The sequence below is a fragment of the Roseovarius sp. genome (assembly GCF_048262375.1).
GTDB lineage: Bacteria > Pseudomonadota > Alphaproteobacteria > Rhodobacterales > Rhodobacteraceae > Roseovarius.
In genome coordinates, this window is sequence record NZ_JBLXFE010000001.1 from 140,307 (window position 1) to 162,082 (window position 21,776).

24 protein-coding genes are annotated in these 21,776 nt (G+C 61.7%); 16 read left to right on the forward strand and 8 right to left on the reverse strand.

What is annotated here, in order from left to right:
- The first annotated feature begins 38 nt into the window (after positions 1–38).
- The 3 genes from ACN0SW_RS00675 (at position 39) to tsaA (ending at position 1,429) form a co-directional block, all read left to right on the forward strand.
- Complete coding sequence (locus ACN0SW_RS00675; protein WP_417725957.1) at positions 39–464, forward strand: F0F1 ATP synthase subunit epsilon; 426 nt, start codon at positions 39–41, stop codon at positions 462–464.
- 114 nt (positions 465–578) lie between these two features.
- Positions 579–932, forward strand: a complete 354-nt coding sequence (locus ACN0SW_RS00680; protein WP_417725958.1) for an H-type lectin domain-containing protein — start codon at positions 579–581, stop codon at positions 930–932.
- 14 nt (positions 933–946) lie between these two features.
- On the forward strand, positions 947–1,429 hold the full coding sequence (tsaA, locus tag ACN0SW_RS00685; RefSeq protein WP_417725959.1) for a tRNA (N6-threonylcarbamoyladenosine(37)-N6)-methyltransferase TrmO: 483 nt from the start codon (positions 947–949) through the stop codon (positions 1,427–1,429).
- Between the two features lie 90 nt (positions 1,430–1,519).
- Here tsaA and ACN0SW_RS00690 read toward each other — a convergent pair whose 3' ends face one another.
- Entirely contained in the window at positions 1,520–2,470 is a 951-nt protein-coding gene (locus ACN0SW_RS00690; RefSeq protein ID WP_417725960.1) for a fatty acid desaturase, read from the reverse strand.
- A 108-nt stretch (positions 2,471–2,578) separates the two neighbouring features.
- On the opposite strand from ACN0SW_RS00690, the gene ACN0SW_RS00695 reads away from it, so the two are divergent.
- Entirely contained in the window at positions 2,579–3,442 is an 864-nt protein-coding gene (locus ACN0SW_RS00695; RefSeq protein ID WP_417725961.1) for a helix-turn-helix domain-containing protein, read from the forward strand.
- A gap of 141 nt (positions 3,443–3,583) precedes the next feature.
- Here ACN0SW_RS00695 and ACN0SW_RS00700 read toward each other — a convergent pair whose 3' ends face one another.
- Positions 3,584–4,627 carry an aldo/keto reductase gene (locus ACN0SW_RS00700; protein ID WP_417725962.1) on the reverse strand — a complete coding sequence of 348 codons (1,044 nt, stop codon included), beginning with the start codon at positions 4,625–4,627 and terminating at the stop codon, positions 3,584–3,586.
- 244 nt (positions 4,628–4,871) lie between these two features.
- Between ACN0SW_RS00700 and ACN0SW_RS00705 the strand changes: the two genes are divergently transcribed.
- Positions 4,872–5,237 (forward strand): cupin, encoded by a 366-nt coding sequence (locus ACN0SW_RS00705; RefSeq protein ID WP_417725963.1) that lies wholly within the window; start codon positions 4,872–4,874, stop codon positions 5,235–5,237.
- Between the two features lie 251 nt (positions 5,238–5,488).
- On the opposite strand, the gene ACN0SW_RS00710 is transcribed toward ACN0SW_RS00705, so the two are convergent.
- From ACN0SW_RS00710 to ACN0SW_RS00725, 4 genes are read right to left on the reverse strand one after another with little or no spacing between them, the layout of a single operon-like run.
- Positions 5,489–6,016, reverse strand: a complete 528-nt coding sequence (locus tag ACN0SW_RS00710) for a DUF6505 family protein (protein ID WP_417725964.1) — start codon at positions 6,014–6,016, stop codon at positions 5,489–5,491.
- Positions 6,013–6,723 carry a DUF4444 domain-containing protein gene (locus tag ACN0SW_RS00715; RefSeq protein ID WP_417725965.1) on the reverse strand — a complete coding sequence of 237 codons (711 nt, stop codon included), beginning with the start codon at positions 6,721–6,723 and terminating at the stop codon, positions 6,013–6,015. The genes ACN0SW_RS00710 and ACN0SW_RS00715 overlap by 4 nt, the downstream gene beginning before the upstream one ends.
- Positions 6,720–7,784 carry an Mrp/NBP35 family ATP-binding protein gene (locus ACN0SW_RS00720; protein WP_417725966.1) on the reverse strand — a complete coding sequence of 355 codons (1,065 nt, stop codon included), beginning with the start codon at positions 7,782–7,784 and terminating at the stop codon, positions 6,720–6,722. Before ACN0SW_RS00720 ends, ACN0SW_RS00715 begins: the two co-directional genes overlap by 4 nt.
- Position 7,785: 1 nt before the next feature.
- Positions 7,786–7,980 carry a DUF6494 family protein gene (locus ACN0SW_RS00725; protein WP_417725967.1) on the reverse strand — a complete coding sequence of 65 codons (195 nt, stop codon included), beginning with the start codon at positions 7,978–7,980 and terminating at the stop codon, positions 7,786–7,788.
- Positions 7,981–8,043: 63 nt separating this feature from the next.
- Here ACN0SW_RS00725 and ACN0SW_RS00730 point away from each other — a divergent pair, with 63 nt between their 5' ends.
- On the forward strand, positions 8,044–8,823 hold the full coding sequence (locus tag ACN0SW_RS00730; protein ID WP_417725968.1) for a hypothetical protein: 780 nt from the start codon (positions 8,044–8,046) through the stop codon (positions 8,821–8,823).
- Here the strand turns inward: ACN0SW_RS00730 and ACN0SW_RS00735 are convergent.
- Complete coding sequence (locus tag ACN0SW_RS00735) at positions 8,817–10,772, reverse strand: 4Fe-4S binding protein (RefSeq protein ID WP_417725969.1); 1,956 nt, start codon at positions 10,770–10,772, stop codon at positions 8,817–8,819. The genes ACN0SW_RS00730 and ACN0SW_RS00735 overlap by 7 nt on opposite strands.
- 388 nt (positions 10,773–11,160) lie before the next feature.
- Here ACN0SW_RS00735 and ACN0SW_RS00740 point away from each other — a divergent pair, with 388 nt between their 5' ends.
- The 10 genes from ACN0SW_RS00740 to ACN0SW_RS00785 all read left to right on the forward strand — a co-directional run bounded on the left by ACN0SW_RS00740 (position 11,161) and on the right by ACN0SW_RS00785 (position 20,945).
- The gene (locus tag ACN0SW_RS00740; RefSeq protein WP_417725970.1) at positions 11,161–11,715 is read left to right on the forward strand and encodes a DUF3305 domain-containing protein; all 555 of its coding nucleotides are present in this window, start codon (positions 11,161–11,163) and stop codon (positions 11,713–11,715) included.
- The gene (locus ACN0SW_RS00745) at positions 11,712–12,326 is read left to right on the forward strand and encodes a DUF3306 domain-containing protein (RefSeq protein WP_417725971.1); all 615 of its coding nucleotides are present in this window, start codon (positions 11,712–11,714) and stop codon (positions 12,324–12,326) included. The genes ACN0SW_RS00740 and ACN0SW_RS00745 overlap by 4 nt, the downstream gene beginning before the upstream one ends.
- Positions 12,323–12,952: a TorD/DmsD family molecular chaperone gene (locus ACN0SW_RS00750; RefSeq protein WP_417725972.1), complete on the forward strand. Its 630-nt coding sequence runs from the start codon at positions 12,323–12,325 to the stop codon at positions 12,950–12,952. The genes ACN0SW_RS00745 and ACN0SW_RS00750 overlap by 4 nt, the downstream gene beginning before the upstream one ends.
- A 54-nt stretch (positions 12,953–13,006) precedes the next feature.
- Positions 13,007–13,198, forward strand: a complete 192-nt coding sequence (locus ACN0SW_RS00755; protein ID WP_417725973.1) for a ubiquinol-cytochrome c reductase iron-sulfur subunit N-terminal domain-containing protein — start codon at positions 13,007–13,009, stop codon at positions 13,196–13,198.
- A 104-nt stretch (positions 13,199–13,302) separates the two neighbouring features.
- Positions 13,303–16,188: a formate dehydrogenase subunit alpha gene (locus ACN0SW_RS00760; protein ID WP_417725974.1), complete on the forward strand. Its 2,886-nt coding sequence runs from the start codon at positions 13,303–13,305 to the stop codon at positions 16,186–16,188.
- Between the two features lie 12 nt (positions 16,189–16,200).
- Entirely contained in the window at positions 16,201–16,797 is a 597-nt protein-coding gene (gene fdh3B, locus ACN0SW_RS00765; protein WP_417725975.1) for a formate dehydrogenase FDH3 subunit beta, read from the forward strand.
- A gap of 126 nt (positions 16,798–16,923) precedes the next feature.
- Entirely contained in the window at positions 16,924–18,132 is a 1,209-nt protein-coding gene (locus tag ACN0SW_RS00770; RefSeq protein ID WP_417725976.1) for a formate dehydrogenase subunit gamma, read from the forward strand.
- Between the two features lie 2 nt (positions 18,133–18,134).
- Positions 18,135–19,445: a c-type cytochrome gene (locus tag ACN0SW_RS00775; RefSeq protein ID WP_417725977.1), complete on the forward strand. Its 1,311-nt coding sequence runs from the start codon at positions 18,135–18,137 to the stop codon at positions 19,443–19,445.
- Between the two features lie 4 nt (positions 19,446–19,449).
- Complete coding sequence (locus ACN0SW_RS00780; protein WP_417725978.1) at positions 19,450–19,587, forward strand: hypothetical protein; 138 nt, start codon at positions 19,450–19,452, stop codon at positions 19,585–19,587.
- Positions 19,584–20,945: a sigma-54-dependent transcriptional regulator gene (locus ACN0SW_RS00785; protein ID WP_417725979.1), complete on the forward strand. Its 1,362-nt coding sequence runs from the start codon at positions 19,584–19,586 to the stop codon at positions 20,943–20,945. Before ACN0SW_RS00780 ends, ACN0SW_RS00785 begins: the two co-directional genes overlap by 4 nt.
- A 21-nt stretch (positions 20,946–20,966) precedes the next feature.
- Here the strand turns inward: ACN0SW_RS00785 and ACN0SW_RS00790 are convergent, their stop codons facing one another.
- Positions 20,967–21,701 carry a FadR/GntR family transcriptional regulator gene (locus tag ACN0SW_RS00790; protein WP_417725980.1) on the reverse strand — a complete coding sequence of 245 codons (735 nt, stop codon included), beginning with the start codon at positions 21,699–21,701 and terminating at the stop codon, positions 20,967–20,969.
- Positions 21,702–21,776: the final 75 nt, after the last annotated feature.

Consider the following 21,776-nt stretch of genomic DNA (forward strand, 5'->3'; position numbering starts at 1 on the left):
GATCCCTGCGCAGGCAGGACACCATGAGGGAGGCCGAAATGGCTGACACAGTGCAATTCGATCTGGTGAGCCCTGAGCGGCTCTTGGCCTCGGTCGCTGCCCATGAGGTGAGCATTCCGGGTGCTGAGGGTGATCTGACCGCGATGGCCGATCATGCCCCGCTCATCACCACCCTGCGTCCCGGCATTGTCCGGGTGTCGGGGCCGTCGGGCGATAAGGAATATATTGTCACCGGGGGCTTTGCCGAAATTAGCGGCAAGACTGTTTCGGTGCTGGCAGAGCAGGCCATCGCGCGTGAGGATATCACGAAGGAAGAATTTCAGGCGATGGTCGGAGCGGCCACGGACAAGCTGGCGCATGCGCAGGACAAGTTCGTGAACGAACCGGGTCCGGTTGATGAGGCGGCAAAGCTCTTGGCGGATATGGTGGCGATTGGCGACCATATCGGTCTTTCGGCCAACTGAAGCATGAGCGCAGTGGGTATTTAAAGGGGTCGCATTGCGACCTCTTTTTTTCATTTCAGTCCTTAATTTGCCGATACTTACATAGTAATGGAGCTTAAGTCCGGAAGGCGTGCCATGAAATTTTTGATCAATCAGGCCATCGGAATCGAACAGGGTGATAATGTTCTGTTCCAAGATTTCGCAGATGGCGGGGATATGTGGACCGGGTCGGGCGCGCGGCTGCGGCGCAAAACAATCAGCTTTGGGGCCGCGTTCAAATCAGAGCCTGTGGTGCATGTTGCGCTGTCGCTCTGGGATATGGACAGTGCCACCAATGCCCGCGCCGATGTGACAGCAGAAAACATCACGCCTACAGAATTTGATGTGGTCTTTCGCACATGGGGCGATACCCGCGTGGCGCGGGTACGGGTGCGCTGGATGGCAATTGGCGAGGCGTTTCACGAAGACGACTGGAAAGACGTCTACTAACGCGAGGGGATGCGATGGACAGCAGACTGCGCCCTGGAGAAGTGGTGACGACCCCGCCCGAGGATCACGATGCCGGGCTCTATTTCATCGGGCGGATTCATACGCCATGGACGCGGCGCGAGGATTGCCCGCGACGGGGGCGGTTGGATGGGCCAGACTGTCGGATCGAGGTGTTCGCGCCGTGGGCGCAGGCACTGGAGGGGATCGAGGGTTATGGGCATCTTGAGATCCTCTATTGGCTGGATCGTTCGCGGCGCGATCTGGTGCGGCAGAACCCCAAGAAGGATGGAGAGACCTATTTCGGCACCTTCGCCCTGCGGTCGCCGCAGAGGCCCAATCCGATCGGAACCGCACAGGTGCGCCTGATCGCCGTAGAGGACGCGGCATTGATCGTGCGGGGGCTGGATTGTCTGGATGGCACACCGCTGATCGACATCAAGCCGGACCGCTGTGAGTTTACCCCCAAGGCCCCGGCCAAGGCGGCGGATGCGGGGTAGCTACCGGGGCGTGTAAGGCCATCCGAGCGGTCAGTTCTTAGCCTGAAGGGGCGTTGGGTCCGGTATCCCCTCAACGCCAAACTTTTCCCGCTACCGACCGCGCCACAGCGGGTGCGGCACCGGGTCTTTGGCACGCCACAAATAGCTGCGGAACACCTGTGCGTAGGAGCGATAGACATAACCATCGTTGCGCCGCAGGAAATGCTCGCGCCGTGCCGCATAGAGCGCGGGCAGGTGATACCACGGCACCTCGGGGTGCATGTGATGCACCACATGCAGGTTGTTGTTGAGGAAGATCCACGCGAGCGGTCCGCGATCCTCGATCACCACGGTGCGGCCACTGGCGCGCTCATGGGCGCGGTGTTCCAGAAAGGTGCGGATTTTCAACACCGCCAGCCCGATCCAGACGGCGAGCAGATAGGCCCAGACCGGCATTGGCGCATAGCTGATCCAAGCAAGCACGATCGCAACTGCCGGGATGTGCCAGAGCCAGGCGTAGAGCACGTCGCGGTCCCCCTTGCGGATGGCCTGCCAGTCGGATCGCATGAAGGACAGCTGAGCGACCAGCGGGCCGATCAGCATCCGCCCCGCCAGCGTATTGTTAAGCCGTAACACCGCGCGCGCCCATCGCGGCAGGCGCGCCCAGACTGCTGGATCAAGGTAATTCGCCTCGGGGTCGTCATAGGGGTCGGTGAGGAATTCTTCGCGGTGATGCGCCAGATGGGTATCGCGAAACCGCACATAGGGGATCACGAGGCACAGGCAGGGAAACACCAGCGTTTCATTCACGCGCCGCGATCGGGAGGGATGGCCGTGCAACGCCTCATGGCAGAGCGAGGAATGCAGCGCGATGGCAAGAGCCGTGAGGGCGATCCCCAGTGGAAGCCAGAGTGTGGCCGCCCCCGTGGTGCCATAAACCCAGGTTGCATAGCAAAGAGCCAGAAGGGCGAGGGTTGGCCACTCTACCCGCGCCCGGTCTTGTGAAGCGCGCCGGTTCTGGGGCTGTCCGGCCGATGGGGGGATGTCCAATTGCGGCTGCATTCTTGCTCCTGCTGGGTGGTAGAATGGGGCGACAATCGTTTCGATTTCCCTGCGGCGCCATTTGGAAAATGGTTAACATTTCTCCGCATTTGTGATTTAAATCACCAAATGATTAAAAGAATCGACAAGCGGCTGCGGGCCACCCTGTTTCGGGCCCGATTGACCGAAGCAATGCGTCTGCGGGACAGCAATCAAAGCGTGCTGGCCCGAGCGATAGGTGTTGACCGCTCGACCGTATCACAACTGCTCAGGGGGTCATCGGCGCGCTTGCCCAATGCGCAGGTGGTGGGGGAATGCGCGTCCGCTCTTGGGGTTTCGGCGGATTGGTTGCTGGGGCTGACCGACCGGCCCGAGACCGCCGCCGACATGCTGGCCAATACGCTGTCGTTGACCGAGGCCCCGCGAGCGCTGGTGGATGAACAGATTTTTGCATGGCATCGGGAGGCTGCGGGTTACAAGATCCGCCATGTGCCCGCTGCGTTGCCGGATATGCTGAAAACCCGCGCCATGCTGGAATGGGAATATGAGCCGCATTTGGGCCGGTCGACCGATCAGGCGATTGGGGCGTCCGAGGACCGCATGGCGTGGATGCGCGCCGCACAGTCGGATTACGAGATCGCCTTGCCGCTCTACGAGATCGAGAGCTTCGCGCGGGGGGAGGGGTATTATCGCGGCCTGTCGGCCCGGCTTCGGCGGGAGCAGTTGGATCATTTGATCGCGACCTCAACCCAGCTTTATCCCCGGTTGCGGCTCTATCTTTTTGATGCGCGGCGGGTCTATTCGGCCCCGATCACCATATTCGGGCCGCTTCTGGCGGTGCTCTATCTGGGGCGCAATTACATGGTTTTTCGCGATACCGAACGGGTGCAGGCGATGACCTTGCATTTTGACTGGCTGGTGCGCGAGGCGCAGGTGACGGCGCGGGCGTTGCCGGACTATTTGCGCCAGTTGCAGGAAGAGGCGACAGGCTAGGGTTGGGCGTGCCGTCTTCCGTATCCATGCGTGTGGCGCACAGGCACGGACCGCGCGGTTGCCGGGCCGTCTCGCGGCCCAGCGGTTTTGAAGCGTTGCATCACATGGGGCGGTCGCCCCCCGTCGCGGTCCTTCCCGCGCTCAATAGGGCATTGGATGCGCCTTGTGGGTGGTGTCGAGGTCTTGCAGCACCTCGTCGCTGAGCGTGAGTTCCGCCGCGCCGAGGGCCAGATCGAGCTGTGCCATGTCGGTTGCGCCAAAGATGGCCGAGCACATGAATGGCCGCGTCAGGCACCACGCCAGCGCCATTTGCACCGGGTCGAGACCATGTTTCTGCGCCACCGCGTGATAGGCTGCGACCGCCTCGAAGGCGCGGGGGGTCTTGCGCCCGCCAAGGTCGCCGTTGATCGCCATGCGCGAGCCGGTGGGCAGCGCGCCGTTCTGGTATTTGCCGCTGAGCAGCCCCGCCGCGAGGGGGGAGAAGGCCAGAAGGCCCACATCCTCGTTGACGCTCAGCTCTGCCAGATCGGTATCATAGAGGCGGCACATGAGCGAATATTCGTTCTGGATCGAAGCCGCGCGGGGCCCGTGTCCGGTCTCGGCCAATTCCAGCCATTGCGCCATGCCCCAAGCGCTCTCGTTCGAGAGACCGAAGGCGCGGACCGTGCCGCGCTCGACCTCGCGCTGCATGGCTTCGAGGCATTCGTACATATGCGAGAGCGTGTCCTCGCGGTTCTGGCCGGAGGGATCAAAGGCCCAATTCTGGCGAAACATGTAGCTGCCCCGGTTGGGCCAGTGGAATTGATAGAGGTCGATGTGATCGGTCTTGAGCCGTCGAAGCGAGCCTTCGATGGCCTGCGGGATGGTTTCGGCCGAGATGGCGGCCCCGTCGCGGGCGTGTTTAAAGCCTTTGCCGGAATGTTTGGTGGCCAGGATCACGTCGGCCCGCCGCCCTGAGGCCGCGAACCACTCTCCGATGATTTCTTCGGTGCGCCCGGTGGTTTCGGCACTGATGGGCGTCGTGGGATACATCTCGGCGGTGTCGATGAAATTCACGCCGCGCTCCAGCGCGCGGTCGATCTGGGCATGGCCCTCTGCCGGGGTGTTCTGAGAGCCCCATGTCATCGAGCCAAGGCAGAGCGCGCTCACCTCGATCCCGGTCCGGCCCAAGGGTTTTTTTTGCATGGTGTCTCCTAGGGTTTGGGTTTTGGGATGGGGATACGGGAGGAAGGGGGTGGAGGGAAGGGGGATGTTCAGCCATCCGGTAGCAAGGCAAAGCTCTTGGTGCTCGCGGTAGTGCGAGTGGCGTTTAGCGGACAGTCGTGCCTGATACGGGGAACTGCAGGTAGGAGCCCTTCTTGCATCTTTGTTGCATTGCAGCCAATGTCCGCTATCGATTGTAACTTAATCCCACAGAACGGGCGCAAAGATGAAATTCCAGAAGTTATTTTCCGACGCTGAAGGTGAAAGCCATTGGCAAGATATCGAGGTTGAATTGGAAGAACGAACCTTTGCGCCGCCTGCAAAGGCAATTGAGATTTCGCCACCTGAAGCTGTTAAACAAACTATGTTTCTGAGGCTTAAGTCGGGTTGGGACGAGCCGATTCACCCAACACCTGTAGCCCAGAAGCTCATATGCCTTTCCGGTGCTGTGCGTGTGACTGCAAGCGATGGCGAGTTCAGGGATATTGGACCAGGCGATGTTTGGCACATGGAAGACAAGCACGGCAAAGGTCACCACACTGTTGTCACTAGCGATGACGATTTTCTGTCGGTGATCATACAATACGAATGAGGCAGGTACCAAACGGACTGTTCTTGCCTGCCGAGCAAAGTGGACGTTGACCACTGTTTAACCAAGGTCCGCAAAGTCCCGCATTGCAGACCTTGCTGTGTATCGCGGCAAGTGTCCGCTTTGTCCCTCACCTTGCTCCCTAGTGCCGGACCACTCGAGCCCTAGCACGCCTTTTGTCAGGGAATGAGCGTCTCGGGCCATGCTTCCGCGCGACCTCAAACCCGTAACCCAATTAGCTTCATTAATGCGTCTCAGTGGTTGTGCCCATGCCCATGCCCATGCCCGTGATCATGGTCGTGATCGTCATCTAGGCTGCCGTGGATGGCGAATTGTTCCAGCCCGGCCTCTTGCGCCTCGATCACGCTGAAGGTTTCGCGCACGCCGGCCTCGGTCAGTTCGCGGATCACGGTGAGCAGGGTGTTGGGGGCATGGTCCTCGCACAGTTCGGCCATATGCGCCAGTTCCTCACGCGCGACGGGCAGGGCGGACGCCAGATCAGGAGCGCCGTAGATGTCGACGAAATGCCCGGCCAGAGACTGTGTCAGGGTCTCGATTTCGACCTCTTCCACCTGAGTCACCGCGACAAAGGTCACGCGGCCAAAGGTCTCGACCCCAAGCCAGCCATTGGCAAACGCCTGCCGGGATTTGCCGGTCAGATCGGCCTCGGACCAGTTGGAAAACTCGAACCCTCCTGAAATGCACCATTCCCCGGTGCGCGCGGGGCTGTGATAGACGCGCTGATCGCTCTCGTCGAAATGGATGGCACGGGCGAGTTTCATGCTTGGGTCTCCAACAGGGTGGTGAGCGGGATAAGGTGGGTGGTGTCATCATCGGCGCGCAGCAGCATGCCAAAGCGTTCATCCACGCCCATAAAGGTGCCGGTGAGGCCGCCTTGGGTGACCTCTTTGTCGACGGACCAGGCAAGGCCGCGCCATTCGGCGTGCAGGGCGCGCGCGCCGCTGTCTTCCCAGGTATTGATCCAGACAAGGGTATGGCGTGCCCATGCTTCGAGCAGTTGCACCGGGTCCACCTCGGCGCAGCCCTCGTCATAGAGGGCGGTCTGATCCGGCTGGTCGCCGGGCCGTTCGCTAATCTGCATCAGCGGCACTTCCAGCCCGATGACGAGCCAATCCGGTTCCAAGTCTGGATCGGTGCCCCCTGCGGCGGCGCGCAACCGCCCGCACGCGGCACCATTGAGGCGCAAACCGCCCGACCATTCCAGATGCACGGCAACCTCGGGCGGGGCGAGCGCGCCGAGAGCGTTCTGAAAGCCGATGCTGCAGGTGGGCAGCATCGTCATTGCGTCTGCCAGCGGCACTTCGGGGGCCATGACCAACGCCGCCATCAGGTGATTGGCGGTGATGTTATGCACAATCAGCCCGGCGTCACAGCCCTGCGCGGCCATGGCGCAGGCTGTGTCAAAGGGGTGGGTCGCGCCGCTGACGGCGAGACCCGACATCAGCGGCGGAAAGTTCGGCTCGGTCATGCCAGCCCTGCGTTGATGAGGTGGCGGGCCACCTCGCGGAAGGACTGTGCCTGCGGGCTGTCGGGTTTCGACACCACGATCGGTGCGCCCCCGTCCGAGGCGAGGCGGATGTCGAGATGCAGCGGGATTTCCGCCAAGAGCGGCACGCCCAGTTTCTCGGCCTCGGCCTTGACCCCGCCATGGCCAAACACATGTTCCTCATGGCCGCACTTGGTGCAGATATGTGTGCTCATGTTCTCGATCATGCCCAGCACAGGCACATGCAACTGATTGAACATGTCGATGCCTTTGCGGGCGTCCAAGAGTGCCACATCCTGCGGCGTCGAGACGATGATCGCGCCGTCCACCTGCGCCTTTTGCGCCAGCGTCATCTGCACGTCGCCGGTGCCCGGCGGCAGGTCCACGAGCAGCACATCGAGCGCGCCCCATTGCACCTGCATCAGCATCTGTTGCAGCGCGCCCATCAGCATCGGGCCGCGCCAGACAACCGCCTGACCTTCGTTGGTCATGAGGCCGATGGACATCATGGTCACGCCATGGTTGCGCATCGGCAGGATGGTCTTGCCATCGGGGCTGGCGGGACGGCCAGAGACCCCCAGCATACGCGGCTGACTGGGACCATAGACATCGGCATCGAGCAGGCCAACGCGCCGCCCCTCGGCGGCGAGCGCACAGGCGAGGTTGGCCGAAACGGTGGATTTTCCGACGCCGCCCTTGCCCGAAGCGATGGCGATGAGATGCGCCACGCCGGGCACCTTTTCGGGCCCTTTTGGTTCTGCCTTGCGCGAGGGTTTGAGATCGGGCGGGGCCTTGGTGGAATGGCCGGTAAGCACGACCGAGACCGTTTCGGCCCCAGTCAGCGCCTTGACTGCCGCCTCTGCCGCGTCGCGCACCGGGCCATAGGTTTGTGCCTTGGCCGGGTCGATTTCAAGCACAAACCGCACGGTGCCGCCGTCGACGGTCAGCGCGCGCATCACGCCTGCGGCGACAATGTCCGAGCCGCTGACCGGATCGGTTATTTTCTTGAGCGCCTCAAGGACGCCGTCCCTTGTCAGTGCCACGTCAGTCCTGCCCTTTGATGATGCCGGTCACAGTATGTTCGATGTCGAGCCCATCGACGGTCAGAACCACGCGTGCGGTGAATTCCTGTCCGGCAGTGGCACCTTTCTGGCGTAACCCGTCTTCGATGGCCTGCTGCGAGGTGACGCCCACCTGTTTGAGAAATTTACGCATCGACATGTTGAAATCGTCGCTCATTGGTCTCTCCCTTTTCTGTTCAGAACGCTTGACGCCGATATAGGCGGTTTTCTAGGCTTGGCTATGCGCCTGTTCACGCATCTCTGCAATCGGCTGTCCCGGATCGCGATGCTGTGGCTCGCGGTGCTGGTCTGGCTCTTGCCCGCCCCGGCCCGCGCTGACGACAAGCGCTTTCGCTTGAGTGCGCCCGCCGCGCTGAGCCAGAGTGGGCTGTTGCAGCATATCATTCCACGCTTCGCGCTCAAGACCGGGGTGCGGGTCGAGATTGTGCAGGACGGTATGGAGGCCGAGATCGCGCTTGGGCCTCAGGCGGGCCGTGCGGTGTTCGAGGGTGCGGGGGCGGTGTGGCGGCTGAGGGTCGATGGCACGCATCCCGGGGCGGTGCGGTTTGCCGATTGGCTGACGTCCGAGATCGGTCAGCGCACGGTCACCAGTTATGAGGTCGCGGGCGTTGCCGTATTCAGCCTGCCCGACGTCGTTGATGTGGCCGAGATCGGCCCGGTGTTTGAGGGCGATGTGGTTCTGGGCAAGCAGGTGGCGCTTGCGCGGTGCGGGCGGTGCCATGCGGTCTCTCCCGAGAACCAGATGACCACCATCGGCTCGACCCCGTCCTTTGCCGTGTTGCGGACCTTTGCCGATTGGGACGTACGATTCCAGAGTTTTTACGCGCTCAAGCCACATCCCGCCTTTACCCAAGTGGCGGGCGTGACCCAGCCTTTTGCGCAGAATCTGCCCCCGCCGATTGCGCCCATCGAGGTTACGCTCGAGGAATTGGAGGCGATCATCGCCTATGTGGCGGGGTTGACCCCCGCCGATCTGGGCGCGCCGATCCAAGTTCAGTGATCCTTGCGCTTGCTGAGGTAATCTTCGGTGCGGCGCACGCGCGGGCGTTCGCCCATTGCGAAGGGGTTGTCGGCTGAATTGAACTGCGCGTTGATGCGGCAACCTTCGCACATCTGGATCATGCGCGCGGCGTCAGAGGTGGCAAACATCGCGTGTTTTCCTGCCAGTTTTTCGGTAATCCGCTCGATGGTGGATTTTGACCCGAAGAGCACGCCGCATTCGATGCAGGCAAACGGCTCTTCCTCATTCAGCACCACTTGGGTCAGGGCTGTGTCGTCGAGATTCATACGCGGTTCCAGCGTGATCGCCTTTTCCGGGCAGATCGTCGCGCAGATGCCGCATTGCAGGCAGGCATCCTCTTGAAAGCGGAGTTGCGGCTTGTCTTCATTGTCCATCAGCGCGCCGGAAGGGCAGAGCGAGACACAAGAGAGGCAGAGTGTGCAGGCGTCAGTATTGACCAGCACCGCGCCGTAAGGGGCGGCGGCGGGCAGAGGCAGGGTGCCGCCCGACGGGTTCAGCGACTTGGCGGCGAGGCGCGCCACCTGTCGGCGGCTGCCCATCGGCAGGACCGGGTTTGCCAGCGGCGCGGGCGGTGTTGCGCCATAAAGGGCATCGCAGAGGGTGTCTGGGTCGGTGAGGTCAAGCAGTCGCACGCTGCCGGCCTCTGTCATGGCCTGCGCCAGCGGCACCTCTTGGTCGAGCGCATCGCGTTCGGTGGTGGGGGCCAGAAGGATCGAGACATCGACAAAGCCAGAGGCCAAGGCCGCCAGAATTTCGGCATGGCCAAAGCCCGAGAGCGCCGCCACCTCGATCGGGATCACATCGGCGGGCAACCCGCGCCCGTGGCGGGCGGCAAGGCGGATCATCTCGGCACCGTGACCCGCGTCATGCACCAGAAGGCGCGGCGCCGCGCCGCCTGCACGACGATAGGCCGAGGCCAGTGTTTGAATGCGCCGAAAGGTCATGTCGGGCGGTGGTGCGTCATAAGTGATGGCCCCCGAGGGGCAGCGCGCGGCGCAGGCCCCGCAGCCCGCGCAGATCATCGGGTCAATGCTGACATGATCGCCGTCGGGGGTGATGGCCCCGGTCGGGCAGATGTCGAGGCATTTGTTGCAGCCGGTCTGTTCGGCGCGGGAATGGGCGCAAATCAGCGGCTCAAGCGCCACATAGAGTGGCTTTTCGAAGGTGCCGATCATCTGGGCGGCCTGAAATACGATGTCTGATACCGCGTGCAGGCTGCCGGGGTCGGCGCGCAGGTAGCCGTCGCGTTTTTGCGGCGCGGGGAACATCGGCGTGCCGCCGGTGAGGTCTAGAATAACGTCGCATTGGGTCTGTCCGCCGTCGCGTGGTGTGGTCCAGCGCAGCGTCCCGCGTCCGCCGGGATTGACCTGTTGCAGCGCGTCGATGCGCAGGTCGAATTGCCCGAGGGTGCCGCGCGCCTGTGTGACCTGACCCCGGATCGTATCAAAATCGCGGGCCTCGGGCGGGTCAGTGTCATCGGTCAAAAGCACGGTGACACCCAGGAGCGGCGCCAGTTTTTCCGCCGCAGGCAGCACCACGTCAGAGGCGCCGATGATCAGGCAAAGCCCTTCGGAGATGACATCAAGGGTCTTTTCGGGAGGGATAGGCAGGCTGGCTTCGGCCAGAAGCGCGGCCATTTTGGGTAGTTTTGGGGCTGGATCGTCGGACCAACCGGCCCGATCGCGCAGGTCGATCAGGGCGGGGGGGGCCACCTCCAGCTCGGTGGCTATTTCCTCGAAAATGCGCCGTTCCTGAGCACAGCAAATAATTGCGTCCCCTGCCGCGATTGCCTTGGTCGCGGCCTCGATTTCATCGGTGCACAGCGCATTGTGGAGCCGCGAACAGGTCAACCCTGTCGCCTTGGAGAGCCCCTCGGAGTCGAGTGTTTGGGTGGCTGAGCAATCGCATAAAATCAGGCGTTTAGGCATGTTTACCCCGGTGTTTGGCACGTCTGGGAAGCGGACCTGAGCGGTCACATTGCGCAGAGATTAGGCATGATTCGAAGCCCTCGTAAACCGCAATTCAAATCGCCTGAGGGGGGGAAGGGGGGGTAAAGCGAGGTGTTTTTAATCCCGATTGATTCTGTTTGTTTTCAATATCTTGTCATGCGGCAGTGCAGCATTGAAGAGGGCGATGTGGACAATCTGTCCCTATTGGTTGGCCGGGTTCCACGCGGTGGTTCAAAATGTCCGAATCGGACTTGTTGTGGACCGATGCACACAAAAAGGGCTTTGCGCGGTCAGGAAACTGGACCAATCTTAGAAGGACGCAGCAAAGGGATGGCACGACAGAGTGATCCACAGCCACGACAAACAGATGATGGTGCCCCTTGGCGTTGTCATGCGCCGCACGCCCGGAGTGACCCGCTGGGCGGCATGGGCGTGGCGTGCTGTGGCTGTGCTGCCCGGTGCATCGCAAGCGGATTGGCGTGAGTTGCGTCGCGAAGGTGACGCCGTGGAATATCATGCCGGAACCGTGCTTTTGGATCTGCACCACACTCAGACAGAGGCCTATTTGCAGGGTCTCTCTGCCAAGGTACCGTCGGTTTTTGTGATCTTGCGCAAGCGCAGCGGGTCGGATGAGGCGCGGGCCCCGTTCGAAGTGGTTCTGGTCACGGCCTCGCCCTTTGAGGCGCAGGATTATGCGGATAACGGCGACGATATCGTGGAAAAGGTGCCGATGCCTGAGGGGTTGGTGGCGTTGATCCGCGATTTTGTCGAAGCGCATCACGAAGAAGAGGCGTTTCAGAAACGTCGGCGTGACAAGCTGGGCGATGCTCCGGCGCAGGACGGAATTGGCGACCCGCGCATTGTGCAGGCGCGTGATGTCTTTGGCACGCCGCAGCGCACCCGCCGGGGGAGGCTGAATTGAGCCGCGGGTCGGATTTCTGGTCCCGCCGCAAGGCGCGGGTCGAGGCAGAGGCGGATGCCGAGGCGCGTGCCGCAGAGCTGCAAGAGCAGAGTGCGCGCGCCGCAGAGCTGGAAGAAAAGAGCGATGCGGAGCTCTGCGAGGAATTGGGTCTGCCGGATCCCGATACGCTGCAACTGGGCGATGATTTTCGCGCCTTCATGAGCAAGGCCGTGCCGGATCGGTTGCGACGCCGGGCCCTGCGGCGGCTATGGGTCAGCAATCCGGTGTTGGCCAATGTCGACGGCTTGGTCGATTATGCCGATGATTACACGGACAGTGCCATGGTCGTGGAAAACATGAAAACCGCCTATCAGGTGGGCAAGGGTATGCTGGCGCATGTCGAGGAAATGGCCCGGCAGGCCGAGGCTCTGGCCAACCCGCCCGCCGCGCAAGAGCCTGAAGCCGTGACCGAGGGTGAGGCCGAAGCGCCCGAGGCGGAGCTGGCGCAAATGGCATCAGAGCCCGAGGCGGAAGCATCTGGGCAAGAGGCAGAAGAGGCGTCCGACGAGATGGTCGCGCCGCGCCGCAGGATGCGGTTTCAATTCGACGATCAGGCCGGAGTACCCGCATGACCCAACACGAGGCCATCATGGACCAAGCGACCACAGCACCCGAGATTGCCGCAGAAGACCGTCTGCGGGCCGATCTTTATGATTTTCTGGCCGCCATTCTGGCGCGGCCACCGGGACAGGATCTTTTGACCAAGACGGCGGGGCTGAGTGGGGATGTGACCCCGATGGGAGAGGCTGTGTCGTCGTTGGCGCGGGTGGCCAAGGTCAGCAAACCCGTCGCTGTCGAGCGTGAGTTCAACGCGCTCTTTATCGGGTTGGGGCGTGGCGAATTGCTGCCCTATGCCAGCTATTACCTGACCGGGTTTCTGAATGAAAAGCCGCTTGCGGGTCTGCGCCGCGACATGGCTGCACGGGGCATGACCCGCGCGCAGAACGTCTATGAGCCTGAGGATAACATCGCCTCGTTGATGGAGATGATGGCGGGGCTTATCCGGGGACGCTTTGGCAAGCCTGCTTCGCTTGCCGATCAAAAGGCGTTCTTTGGCAAGCATATCGGCCCTTGGGCCGGGCATTTTTTCACGGATTTGGAGGCAGCGACCCATTCGGTTCTCTATGCTTCGGTCGGCGCTGTCGGCCGGGTTTTTATGGAGATCGAAGCGCAAGGCTTTCGAATGAGCGGGGATTAACCCCGTGACGCAACCGGCGGAATTATCCGTCACAACGAGGGGAGGGAGACCTTCATGACCCGGAAAACCGAGGCTGGCAGCAGCCGCCGTGATTTCCTCAAACTGGCCGCTACCGGCGCACCTGCTGTTGCGGTTGCAACCATGGTGACGGCGGGCAAGGCAGAGGCCGCAGAGCCTGACCTGACATCCAGCGAGATGCAGGATACCGCGCATACCCGCGCCTATTTCGAGAGCGCCCGTTTCTAGGACCGGACGAAATCACCCGCCGCTGACGACTGGTTGCACGAAGCCCGACTGTCAGAGCAAACCGCAGTACCTAGCCCAACAGGGCCGAGGGAGGAGATAGAAACATGCTGAGGAAAAAGACCAACGGGGTTGCACGACGCCCCCAGCGGACCAGTATCCTGTCTGAAGTCGCCGGGTCTTCCGTCGACCGCCGCGCGTTCCTGCGTGGCAGCGGTCTGGCCATAGGTGGCCTTGCCGCACTTGGTGCCATGGGAGGCACCGTGACCCGCGCCAACGCGCAGAGTGCCGCCAATGAGGCTGTCAAGACGGTCAAATCCGTCTGTACGCATTGCTCGGTCGGTTGCACGGTCGTGGCCGAAGTGCAGAACGGTGTCTGGACGGGGCAAGAGCCCGGCTGGGACAGCCCGTTCAACCTTGGATCGCATTGTGCGAAGGGTGCGGCGGTGCGCGAGCATGCGCATGGTGAGCGCCGCCTGAAATACCCGATGAAAAAAGAAGGCGGCGAGTGGAAGCGCATCAGCTGGGAGCAGGCGATCAACGAGATCGGCGACGGCATGATGAAGATCCGCGAAGAGAGCGGCCCGGATTCCGTCTACTGGCTGGGATCTGCAAAGCATAACAACGAGCAGGCTTATCTGTTCCGCAAGTTCGCCGCCTATTGGGGCACGAACAACGTCGACCATCAGGCGCGGATCTGCCACTCGACCACCGTTGCGGGTGTTGCGAATACATGGGGCTACGGCGCCATGACCAATAGCTACAACGACATCCACAATTCCAAAGCCATCTTTATCATTGGCGGCAATCCGGCCGAGGCACATCCTGTCAGCCTGTTGCATGTGCTGAAGGCCAAGGAACAGAATAACGCGCCCCTGATCGTCTGCGATCCGCGCTTTACCCGCACCGCCGCGCATGCCGATGAATATGTGCGCTTCCGTCCGGGGTCGGATGTGGCGTTGGTCTGGGGTATCCTTTGGCACATCTTCGAGAACGGCTGGGAGGACAAGGAATTCATCCGCACCCGCGTCTGGGGCATGGACCAGATCAAGGACGAGGTGAAGAAGTGGACGCCCGAAGAGACCGAGCGCGTGACCGGCGTGCCGGGCAGCCAGTTGCGCCGCGTGGCGCGCACCCTGGCCAACAGCCGTCCGGGCACGGTGATCTGGTGCATGGGTGGCACCCAGCACACCAACGGTAACAACAACACCCGCGCCTATTGCGTGCTGCAGCTGGCGCTGGGCAACATGGGTGTGGCGGGTGGCGGCACCAATATCTTCCGCGGCCATGATAATGTGCAGGGCGCGACTGACCTTGGTGTTCTGGCGGACACGCTGCCGGGCTATTATGGTCTGTCGGATGGTGCCTGGGCCCATTGGTCGCGCGTCTGGGAAGAGGATCTGGACTGGCTGAAAAGCCGGTTTGCCGATGTGTCTTATGGCGAAAAGAAGATCATGAACCTTAACGGCATCCCGGTCAGTCGCTGGATCGACGGTGTCCTTGAGGACAAGGAGAACATGGACCAGCCCAATAATGTGCGGGCCATGGTGCTCTGGGGTCATGCGCCCAACAGCCAGACACGCGGCAAGGAAATGAAAACCGCGATGGAAAAGCTGGACATGCTGGTCGTGGTCGATCCGTTCCCGACGGTGTCTGCCGTCATGAACGACCGCACCGATGGCGTGTATCTGCTGCCGGCCACGACGCAATTCGAGACGCGCGGTTCTGTGACCGCCTCGAACCGGTCGTTGCAGTGGCGTGACAAGGTCATGGACCCGCTGTTCGAATCCAAGGTGGACCACGAGATCCTCGCATTGTTCTCGGAAAAATTCGGCTTCCATGACCGGATTTTCCGCAACATTGCGATTGATGAGGGTGGCGAACCCAACGTCGAGGACATCACCCGCGAGTTCAATCGCGGCATGTGGACGATTGGCTACACCGGTCAGAGCCCTGAGCGGCTCAAGCTGCACATGGCCAACCAGCACACCTTTGACCGCACCACGTTGCGCGCCAATGGCGGCCCGGCCGATGGTGACACCTATGGTCTGCCGTGGCCCTGCTGGGGCACAGCGGAGATGAACCATCCGGGTACCGCAAATCTGTATGACATGTCGTTGCCGGTGTCGCAGGGCGGTCTGACCTTCCGCGCCCGGTTCGGTGTGGAACGCGATGGTGACAACCTCTTGGCCGAGGGCGTCTATTCGGCGGGATCGGACATTCAGGACGGATACCCGGAATTCACCATGCAGATGCTGATGGATCTGGGTTGGGATGGTGAGCTGACCGCAGAGGAACGCGCCGCAGTTGATGCGGTGGGTGGTCCGACGGCCAACTGGAAAACCGACCTGTCGGGCGGGATTCAGCGGGTGGCCATTGCGCATGAGTGCGCGCCCTTCGGCAATGCCAAGGCGCGGGCCGTCGTGTGGACCTTCCCTGATCCGGTGCCGCTGCACCGCGAACCGCTCTACACGAGCCGACGCGATCTGGTGGCGGATTATCCGACCTATGAGGACCGCAAGTTCTGGCGTCTGCCGACCATGTATGCCTCGATCCAGAAGAACGACTTCTCGAAAGAGTATCCGATCATCCTCACTTCCGGCCGTCTGGTCGAATATGAGGGCGGCGGGGACGAGACCCGTTCTAACCCGTGGCTGGCGGAGCTTCAGCAGGACATGTTCGTCGAAATCAATCCGCGCGATGCCAATAATCTTGGTGTGCGGGACGGCGCGCAGGTCTGGGTTGAAGGGGCCGAAGGGGCCAAGGTCAAAGTCATGGCGATGATTACCGAGCGGGTGGCAGAAGGCGTCGTCTTTATGCCGTTCCACTTTGGCGGTCATTTCGAGGGCCGGGATCTTCGGGAGAATTACCCTGCGGGTGCTGATCCCTATGTCTTGGGCGAAGCCAGCAACACGGCGCAGACCTATGGCTACGATTCGGTCACGCAGATGCAGGAGACCAAGTGTACTCTCTGCAAGATCATGCCAGCGTAAGGAGACAGAGAAATGGCAAGAGCAAAGTTTCTATGCGACGCCGAACGCTGCATTGAATGCAACGCCTGCGTCACAGCCTGTAAGAACGAGCACGAGGTGCCGTGGGGGATCAACCGCCGCAAGGTGGTGACGATCAACGATGGCAGCCCCGGTGAGCGGTCGATCTCGGTGGCGTGTATGCACTGTTCGGATGCGCCCTGTATGGCGGTCTGTCCGGTGGATTGCTTCTACCAGAACGAAGAAGGTGTGGTGCTGCACTCTAAGGATCTGTGCATCGGTTGCGGATATTGCTTCTATGCGTGCCCGTTTGGTGCGCCGCAGTTCCCGCAAGCCGGCAACTTTGGCAGCCGGGGCAAGATGGACAAGTGCACCTTCTGCTCTGGCGGTCCCGAAGAGAACCACTCTGAGGCCGAGTTCCAGAAGTACGGGCGCAACCGGATCGCTGAGGGCAAGCTGCCCATCTGCGCGGAAATGTGTTCGACCAAGGCGCTGTTGGCAGGGGATGGCGACGTGGTGTCGGCCATCTACCGCGAGCGCGTCGTGGCCCGTGGTTTCGGCTCGGGCGCCTGGGGCTGGGGCAGCGCCTACGGCCAGCAGAGCGGCGGCTAAGCGCATTCACGCCGGTGCCGGGGGTTCGCTCTCGGCACCGGTCCGAACGCAATCGGAAACTTGAAAAGTTTCCGTTCCGATTTCTTTTGAAGAAATCGGACACAACAAATTAAGATCGAGGACATCATGCGCGCATTACTCAGCTTGGCTTTGTGTTTCCTGCTCGCACTACCGGCCACGGCGCAGGACACGTCGGGGGCCGCCGGGATTGACCGTTCCGCCACCGGTGGGGCGCAGACGCTTGAGGATATTCTGGCTCGGCAGCGTGGTGAGAAGGTCGCGCCCAAGAGCAATGGCGCCACATCCGGTGGCGATAATGCCGCTGCCATGGCGGGACAGTTGGGCACCCTTGGCGGGGCTTCGGATGCCGAGGTATGGCGCGGGCTGCGCTATGGGCTGGAGGATGTGAAGGTCTCGGCCGGGGGACCAGAGGCGCGTGTCCTCATTCAGGACGGCGGCATGAACTGGTTGCAATTCCGCAAGGGGCCACTGTCCACCTATGGGGCCTATCTGCTGGGGGGAACGCTGGCTCTTTTGGCGCTGTTTTACCTCATCCGGGGCAAGATCCGGATCGATGGGGCCAAGACGGGCCGCACTGTGACCCGCTTTAAGGCGATTGAGCGCTTTGGTCACTGGTTGATGGGGGGATCTTTTGTGGTCTTGGCAATCACCGGGCTACTTGTGCTTTTTGGCCGTATGGTGGTTATTCCGCTGTTGGGACACGACGCGTTCTCGACCATCGCGGTGGGGTCGAAATGGGTGCATAACAACATCTCATGGGCCTTTATGCTGGGCCTTGTGATGGTGTTCTTCATGTGGGTTCTGCACAATATCCCCAACCGGACAGACCTGAAATGGCTGGCGGTGGGGGGCGGAATATTCACCAAGGGCGTGCATCCACCAGCCAAGAAATTCAATGCTGGCCAGAAAATGATCTTTTGGTCGGTCATCGTGTTTGGCGCGTCAATCTCGGTCTCGGGTCTGTCGCTGCTGTTTCCGTTCGAATTGCCGATGTTCGCCAAGACCTTTGTCTTTCTCAACCAGACCGGATTGCCGGAGGCGGTTGGGTTTGGAACCCTGCCCGAGTTGTTGGCCCCGCATGAGGAAATGCAACTGGCGACGCTTTGGCACAGCATCATGGCCTTTGTGCTGACCGCGATCATTCTGGCGCATATCTATATCGGTTCGGTCGGGATGGAGGGGGCCTTTGACGCCATGGGATCGGGCGAGGTCGAGGAACAATGGGCGCGCGAGCATCACGGGCTATGGCTCAAGGAGTTGCAGGAAAAAGGTCACGCGCCCGATCACGGCAAGGCCGCGCATCCTGCGGAATAGGCATGGGGGCGCGCGCCGTTGGGGTCTGGTTCTGGGTGCTGGCGGGGGCGAGCCCGCTGGCGGCTGAGGACTTCACCACGCTCAAAGGGCATGGGGGGCCTGTGATGGGCCTGACCGTTCTGCCGACGAGCGGTCAGGTGATTTCGGCCAGTTTCGACAACTCTGTCGGTCTCTGGCAGGAGCGCACACCCCGCTGGTTAGAGGGCCATGCCGCAGCGGTTGTCACCGTCGAAGTGCTGGATACCCACCGGTTGGTGTCGGGAGGGGATGATTTTACGGTGATCGTCTGGGATATGGCGACGGGACAGGGCACCCGGCGAGAGGGGCACAAGGGCAAGATTGCGGCGCTGGATGTCTCGCCCGACGGCCAGTGGATCGCTTCGGCCAGTTGGGACGGCTCTATCGGGATATGGCCGGTTGCCGGGGGGGCTGCGCGGTTTCTCACGGGGCATGATGCGGCGGTCAGTGACGTCGCGTTCAACAGCGATGCGTCACTGCTCTATTCATCCTCTGCCGATGGGAGTTTGCGCGAATGGCGCTGGCAGGAGATGGGGGGCGCGCCGCGCGAACTGCTCAATCAGGGTTTTGGCATCAATCGGATCGTGCTTGGACCAGACGACGCTTGGCTGGCCTATGGGGCGGTGGACGGCGCGACGCGGGTGGTCGATCCACAGAGCGGTCAGCAGATCGCCGATTTCACGCTGGAACGTCGTCCGGTGCTGTCGATGGCCTATCACGCGGGAAGCGCGCAATTGGCGGCGGGGGACGGGCAGGGCTATATCATGGTGATCGACACCGCCGACTGGCGGATCACCCGCGATTTCCGCGCTATGGCGCGTGGTCCGGTCTGGGCGTTGGAATTTTCGCCCGACGGGGGTATGATTTATGCAGGTGGGCTGAGTGAGGTAGTCTATGGCTGGCCAGTGGACATGCTGGATAGTTTCGATCCTACGGGTGAGACTGAGCACAGCTTTTTGCGCCCGGCCCAGGAGATGGAGAATGGCGAACGGCAATTCATGCGCAAATGCTCAATCTGCCATGCGGTGACACCGCCGCCCTCGCGCAAGGCGGGGCCGACGCTCTATGGTATCTTTGGCCGTCGGGCGGGAACGGTCGCAGGCTATGCCTATTCCGATAGTCTCGACGGATCAGAGATTGTCTGGACTGATGACACGATTGACGCGCTTTTTGATCTTGGACCGGATCACTATATCCCCGGTTCCAAGATGCCGATGCAACGGATCACCGCGGCAGAGGACCGGCAGGATATGATTGACTATCTGCGCCGGGCCACCGCAACAGGAAGGAACTGAAAGAATGAAAGCAATGATTGCGGCCTTTGTCGTCTGTGCGGTGATCGCCGCCGCAGCCCCCACAGTCCTGCACGAGCTGGGGTATACATCCGAGGCCAAGCGCGCAGGCGATGCTGTCCGGTTGGGTGACGCGGCCGAATGAAGCCGCAGTCCGCGCCCGAGGATACACGGGACGATTATGGTCAAAACCTTGTGCATGCGTCGGTGTTGATCATCGACGACGAGCCGGGGATGCGCAATTTTCTGGTCAAGACGCTAGGACCGCGATGCCGCCATGTGGAGCAGGCCCGGTCCTGTGAAGAAGCGGCGATGATCCTCGATCAGGTGCATTTCGATCTGGTTATTCTTGATAATATCATGCCCGGCAAGACCGGCCTTGACTGGCTGGAAGAGCAACGGCGGGTGGGATTGTTTGCCGATACGATCCTGATCACCGCCTATGCCGATCTGGATACGGCGATCAAGGCGCTGCGCGCAGGTGTGACCGATTTCGTGCTCAAGCCGTTTCGCGCCAATCAGATCCTGAATGCCGTGGCGCGGGCGCTGGATCGCAAATATCTGGCGCGGGAAAACTACCTGTTGCGGCATGAATTATCGGCGGGCGGGCAGACGGCGCGCGGGCGGCTGCTGGGCCATTCGCCCGCTATTCAGGAGGTGCGCGCGATGCTGGGCAAGCTGGCAGCGGCGCCGACCTCGGTGCTGTTTACTGGCGCGAGCGGCACCGGCAAGGAGATTGCGGCGCGCACGCTGCATGGCTTGTCGACCCGAGCAGACAAGCCGTTTGTCGCGGTCAATTGCGCCGCGATTTCACCAGACCGCATCGCCGAGGAATTGTTTGGTGTGGTCGAGGATGGGCGCGCGCGCAAGGACGGCCTGCTGTTGCATGCCGACGGGGGCACGCTGTTGCTGGATGAGGTGGCGCAATTGCCCGAACATGTGCAGGCGGCGCTGCTCAGGGTGTTGGAGGATAAACGCATTCGCCCGCTCGGGTCCGAGCGGGAAATCCCGCTGAACCTGCGGTTCCTGTTCGCCACCAATGCCGATCTGAAAGAGGCGGTCCGGTCGGGCCGGTTCCGTGCCGACCTCTATCATCGCATCAATGTTGTAAATGTGGAGATGCCAAACCTGAAGGAGCGCACGGAGGACATTGTCGAGCTTGCCGCGCTGTTCATGAGCGAGTTTTCCAGCGCGCTGGGCATGAGGGCGCTGCAACTTAACGACGGTGTTTTGCTGAAACTGAGCCGCTATGACTGGCCCGGCAATGTGCGTGAGTTGCGCAACCTGATCGAACGCTCGGTCATTCTGGGGGCCTTTCCCGAGGAATTTGATGGCACTGGCCGCATGACAGGGCAATCTGCCATTGAAACACTGGAACTGGTCGAGCAGCGGCATATCATGGCGGTGCTTGATGCCTGCGGTGGCAACCGGGCCGAAGCCGCGCGGCGTTTGGGCGTCGCGCGCAAGACCATCGACCGCAAATGCGCCGCATGGGGGATTTGACCGGCGATGCGCCTGCGCGTTTTATGTGCTGGGCCGGGTGCGGGCGGCCATGACATCGCGGGCAAGAGTGAGGGTATAGGCCTCAAGCTCTGTCAGGGCGGTTTGTGTGGCCTCTGAATCCGAAGCGGCAAGCGCGTCGGCGATCCGGGTGTGAAGCCCGACGATAACCTCGCGCGAGCGGGCGGTGAAGGTGATCATGTTCATCAGGGGTTGCATCGCCTCGACCGCACCTGCGAGCTGATAGCTGAGCACCGGGTTGCCTGCGCTGTCCACCAGTGCGCGGTGAAAGGCCACGTCAGAGGCGCAGAACGCTTCATCCGTCAGTCCCGGTTGCGCCTGACGGTGGATTTCGGCGCGCATGGTGGCCAGTGTGTCGGGGCTGCGGCGCTGGGCTGCGAGCGGTGTGCAGGCGCGTTCCAGCGCATAGCGCGCCTCGCAGGCGACATCAAAGCTGATGTCGTTCATACTGAGCAGTAGCGTCGCGGTGGTGATCTGCTGACCGTAGGCCTCGGGGTAGCTGAGCCGGTTGACGAAGGCCCCGCCAAATGCCCCCCGCTGGGTGCGGATCAACGATTGTGCGGCCAGTCGTTTCAGCGCCTCGCGCACCGTGGGTCGCGACACGGCGAAGTGATCGGCAAGCTCGGCCTCGGATGGCAGGCGTTCGTCGACGATCAACTGGCCCGAGATGATCGCAGCGCGGATCGCCTCGGCTATCTGGGCCGAAAGGTCGGCCTTGTTGTCTGGATCAATTTTCATTTGTCTTACATTTAAATGTCTGACAATTTAAAAGCAAGAGGTGAGTCGCGGGAGTGAGGCGATGATAGCAGCACA

Coding starts and splice junctions, on each gene's coding strand:
- ACN0SW_RS00675 (WP_417725957.1), top strand. CDS start 39: ATGGCTGACACAGTGCAATTCGATCTGGTGAGCCCTGAGCGGCTCTTG.
- ACN0SW_RS00680 (WP_417725958.1), top strand. CDS start 579: ATGAAATTTTTGATCAATCAGGCCATCGGAATCGAACAGGGTGATAAT.
- tsaA (WP_417725959.1), top strand. CDS start 947: ATGGACAGCAGACTGCGCCCTGGAGAAGTGGTGACGACCCCGCCCGAG.
- ACN0SW_RS00690 (WP_417725960.1), bottom strand. CDS start 2,470: ATGCAGCCGCAATTGGACATCCCCCCATCGGCCGGACAGCCCCAGAAC.
- ACN0SW_RS00695 (WP_417725961.1), top strand. CDS start 2,579: ATGATTAAAAGAATCGACAAGCGGCTGCGGGCCACCCTGTTTCGGGCC.
- ACN0SW_RS00700 (WP_417725962.1), bottom strand. CDS start 4,627: ATGCAAAAAAAACCCTTGGGCCGGACCGGGATCGAGGTGAGCGCGCTC.
- ACN0SW_RS00705 (WP_417725963.1), top strand. CDS start 4,872: ATGAAATTCCAGAAGTTATTTTCCGACGCTGAAGGTGAAAGCCATTGG.
- ACN0SW_RS00710 (WP_417725964.1), bottom strand. CDS start 6,016: ATGAAACTCGCCCGTGCCATCCATTTCGACGAGAGCGATCAGCGCGTC.
- ACN0SW_RS00715 (WP_417725965.1), bottom strand. CDS start 6,723: ATGACCGAGCCGAACTTTCCGCCGCTGATGTCGGGTCTCGCCGTCAGC.
- ACN0SW_RS00725 (WP_417725967.1), bottom strand. CDS start 7,980: ATGAGCGACGATTTCAACATGTCGATGCGTAAATTTCTCAAACAGGTG.
- ACN0SW_RS00730 (WP_417725968.1), top strand. CDS start 8,044: ATGCGCCTGTTCACGCATCTCTGCAATCGGCTGTCCCGGATCGCGATG.
- ACN0SW_RS00735 (WP_417725969.1), bottom strand. CDS start 10,772: ATGCCTAAACGCCTGATTTTATGCGATTGCTCAGCCACCCAAACACTC.
- ACN0SW_RS00740 (WP_417725970.1), top strand. CDS start 11,161: ATGATGGTGCCCCTTGGCGTTGTCATGCGCCGCACGCCCGGAGTGACC.
- ACN0SW_RS00750 (WP_417725972.1), top strand. CDS start 12,323: ATGACCCAACACGAGGCCATCATGGACCAAGCGACCACAGCACCCGAG.
- ACN0SW_RS00755 (WP_417725973.1), top strand. CDS start 13,007: ATGACCCGGAAAACCGAGGCTGGCAGCAGCCGCCGTGATTTCCTCAAA.
- ACN0SW_RS00760 (WP_417725974.1), top strand. CDS start 13,303: ATGCTGAGGAAAAAGACCAACGGGGTTGCACGACGCCCCCAGCGGACC.
- fdh3B (WP_417725975.1), top strand. CDS start 16,201: ATGGCAAGAGCAAAGTTTCTATGCGACGCCGAACGCTGCATTGAATGC.
- ACN0SW_RS00770 (WP_417725976.1), top strand. CDS start 16,924: ATGCGCGCATTACTCAGCTTGGCTTTGTGTTTCCTGCTCGCACTACCG.
- ACN0SW_RS00775 (WP_417725977.1), top strand. CDS start 18,135: ATGGGGGCGCGCGCCGTTGGGGTCTGGTTCTGGGTGCTGGCGGGGGCG.
- ACN0SW_RS00780 (WP_417725978.1), top strand. CDS start 19,450: ATGAAAGCAATGATTGCGGCCTTTGTCGTCTGTGCGGTGATCGCCGCC.
- ACN0SW_RS00785 (WP_417725979.1), top strand. CDS start 19,584: ATGAAGCCGCAGTCCGCGCCCGAGGATACACGGGACGATTATGGTCAA.
- ACN0SW_RS00790 (WP_417725980.1), bottom strand. CDS start 21,701: ATGAAAATTGATCCAGACAACAAGGCCGACCTTTCGGCCCAGATAGCC.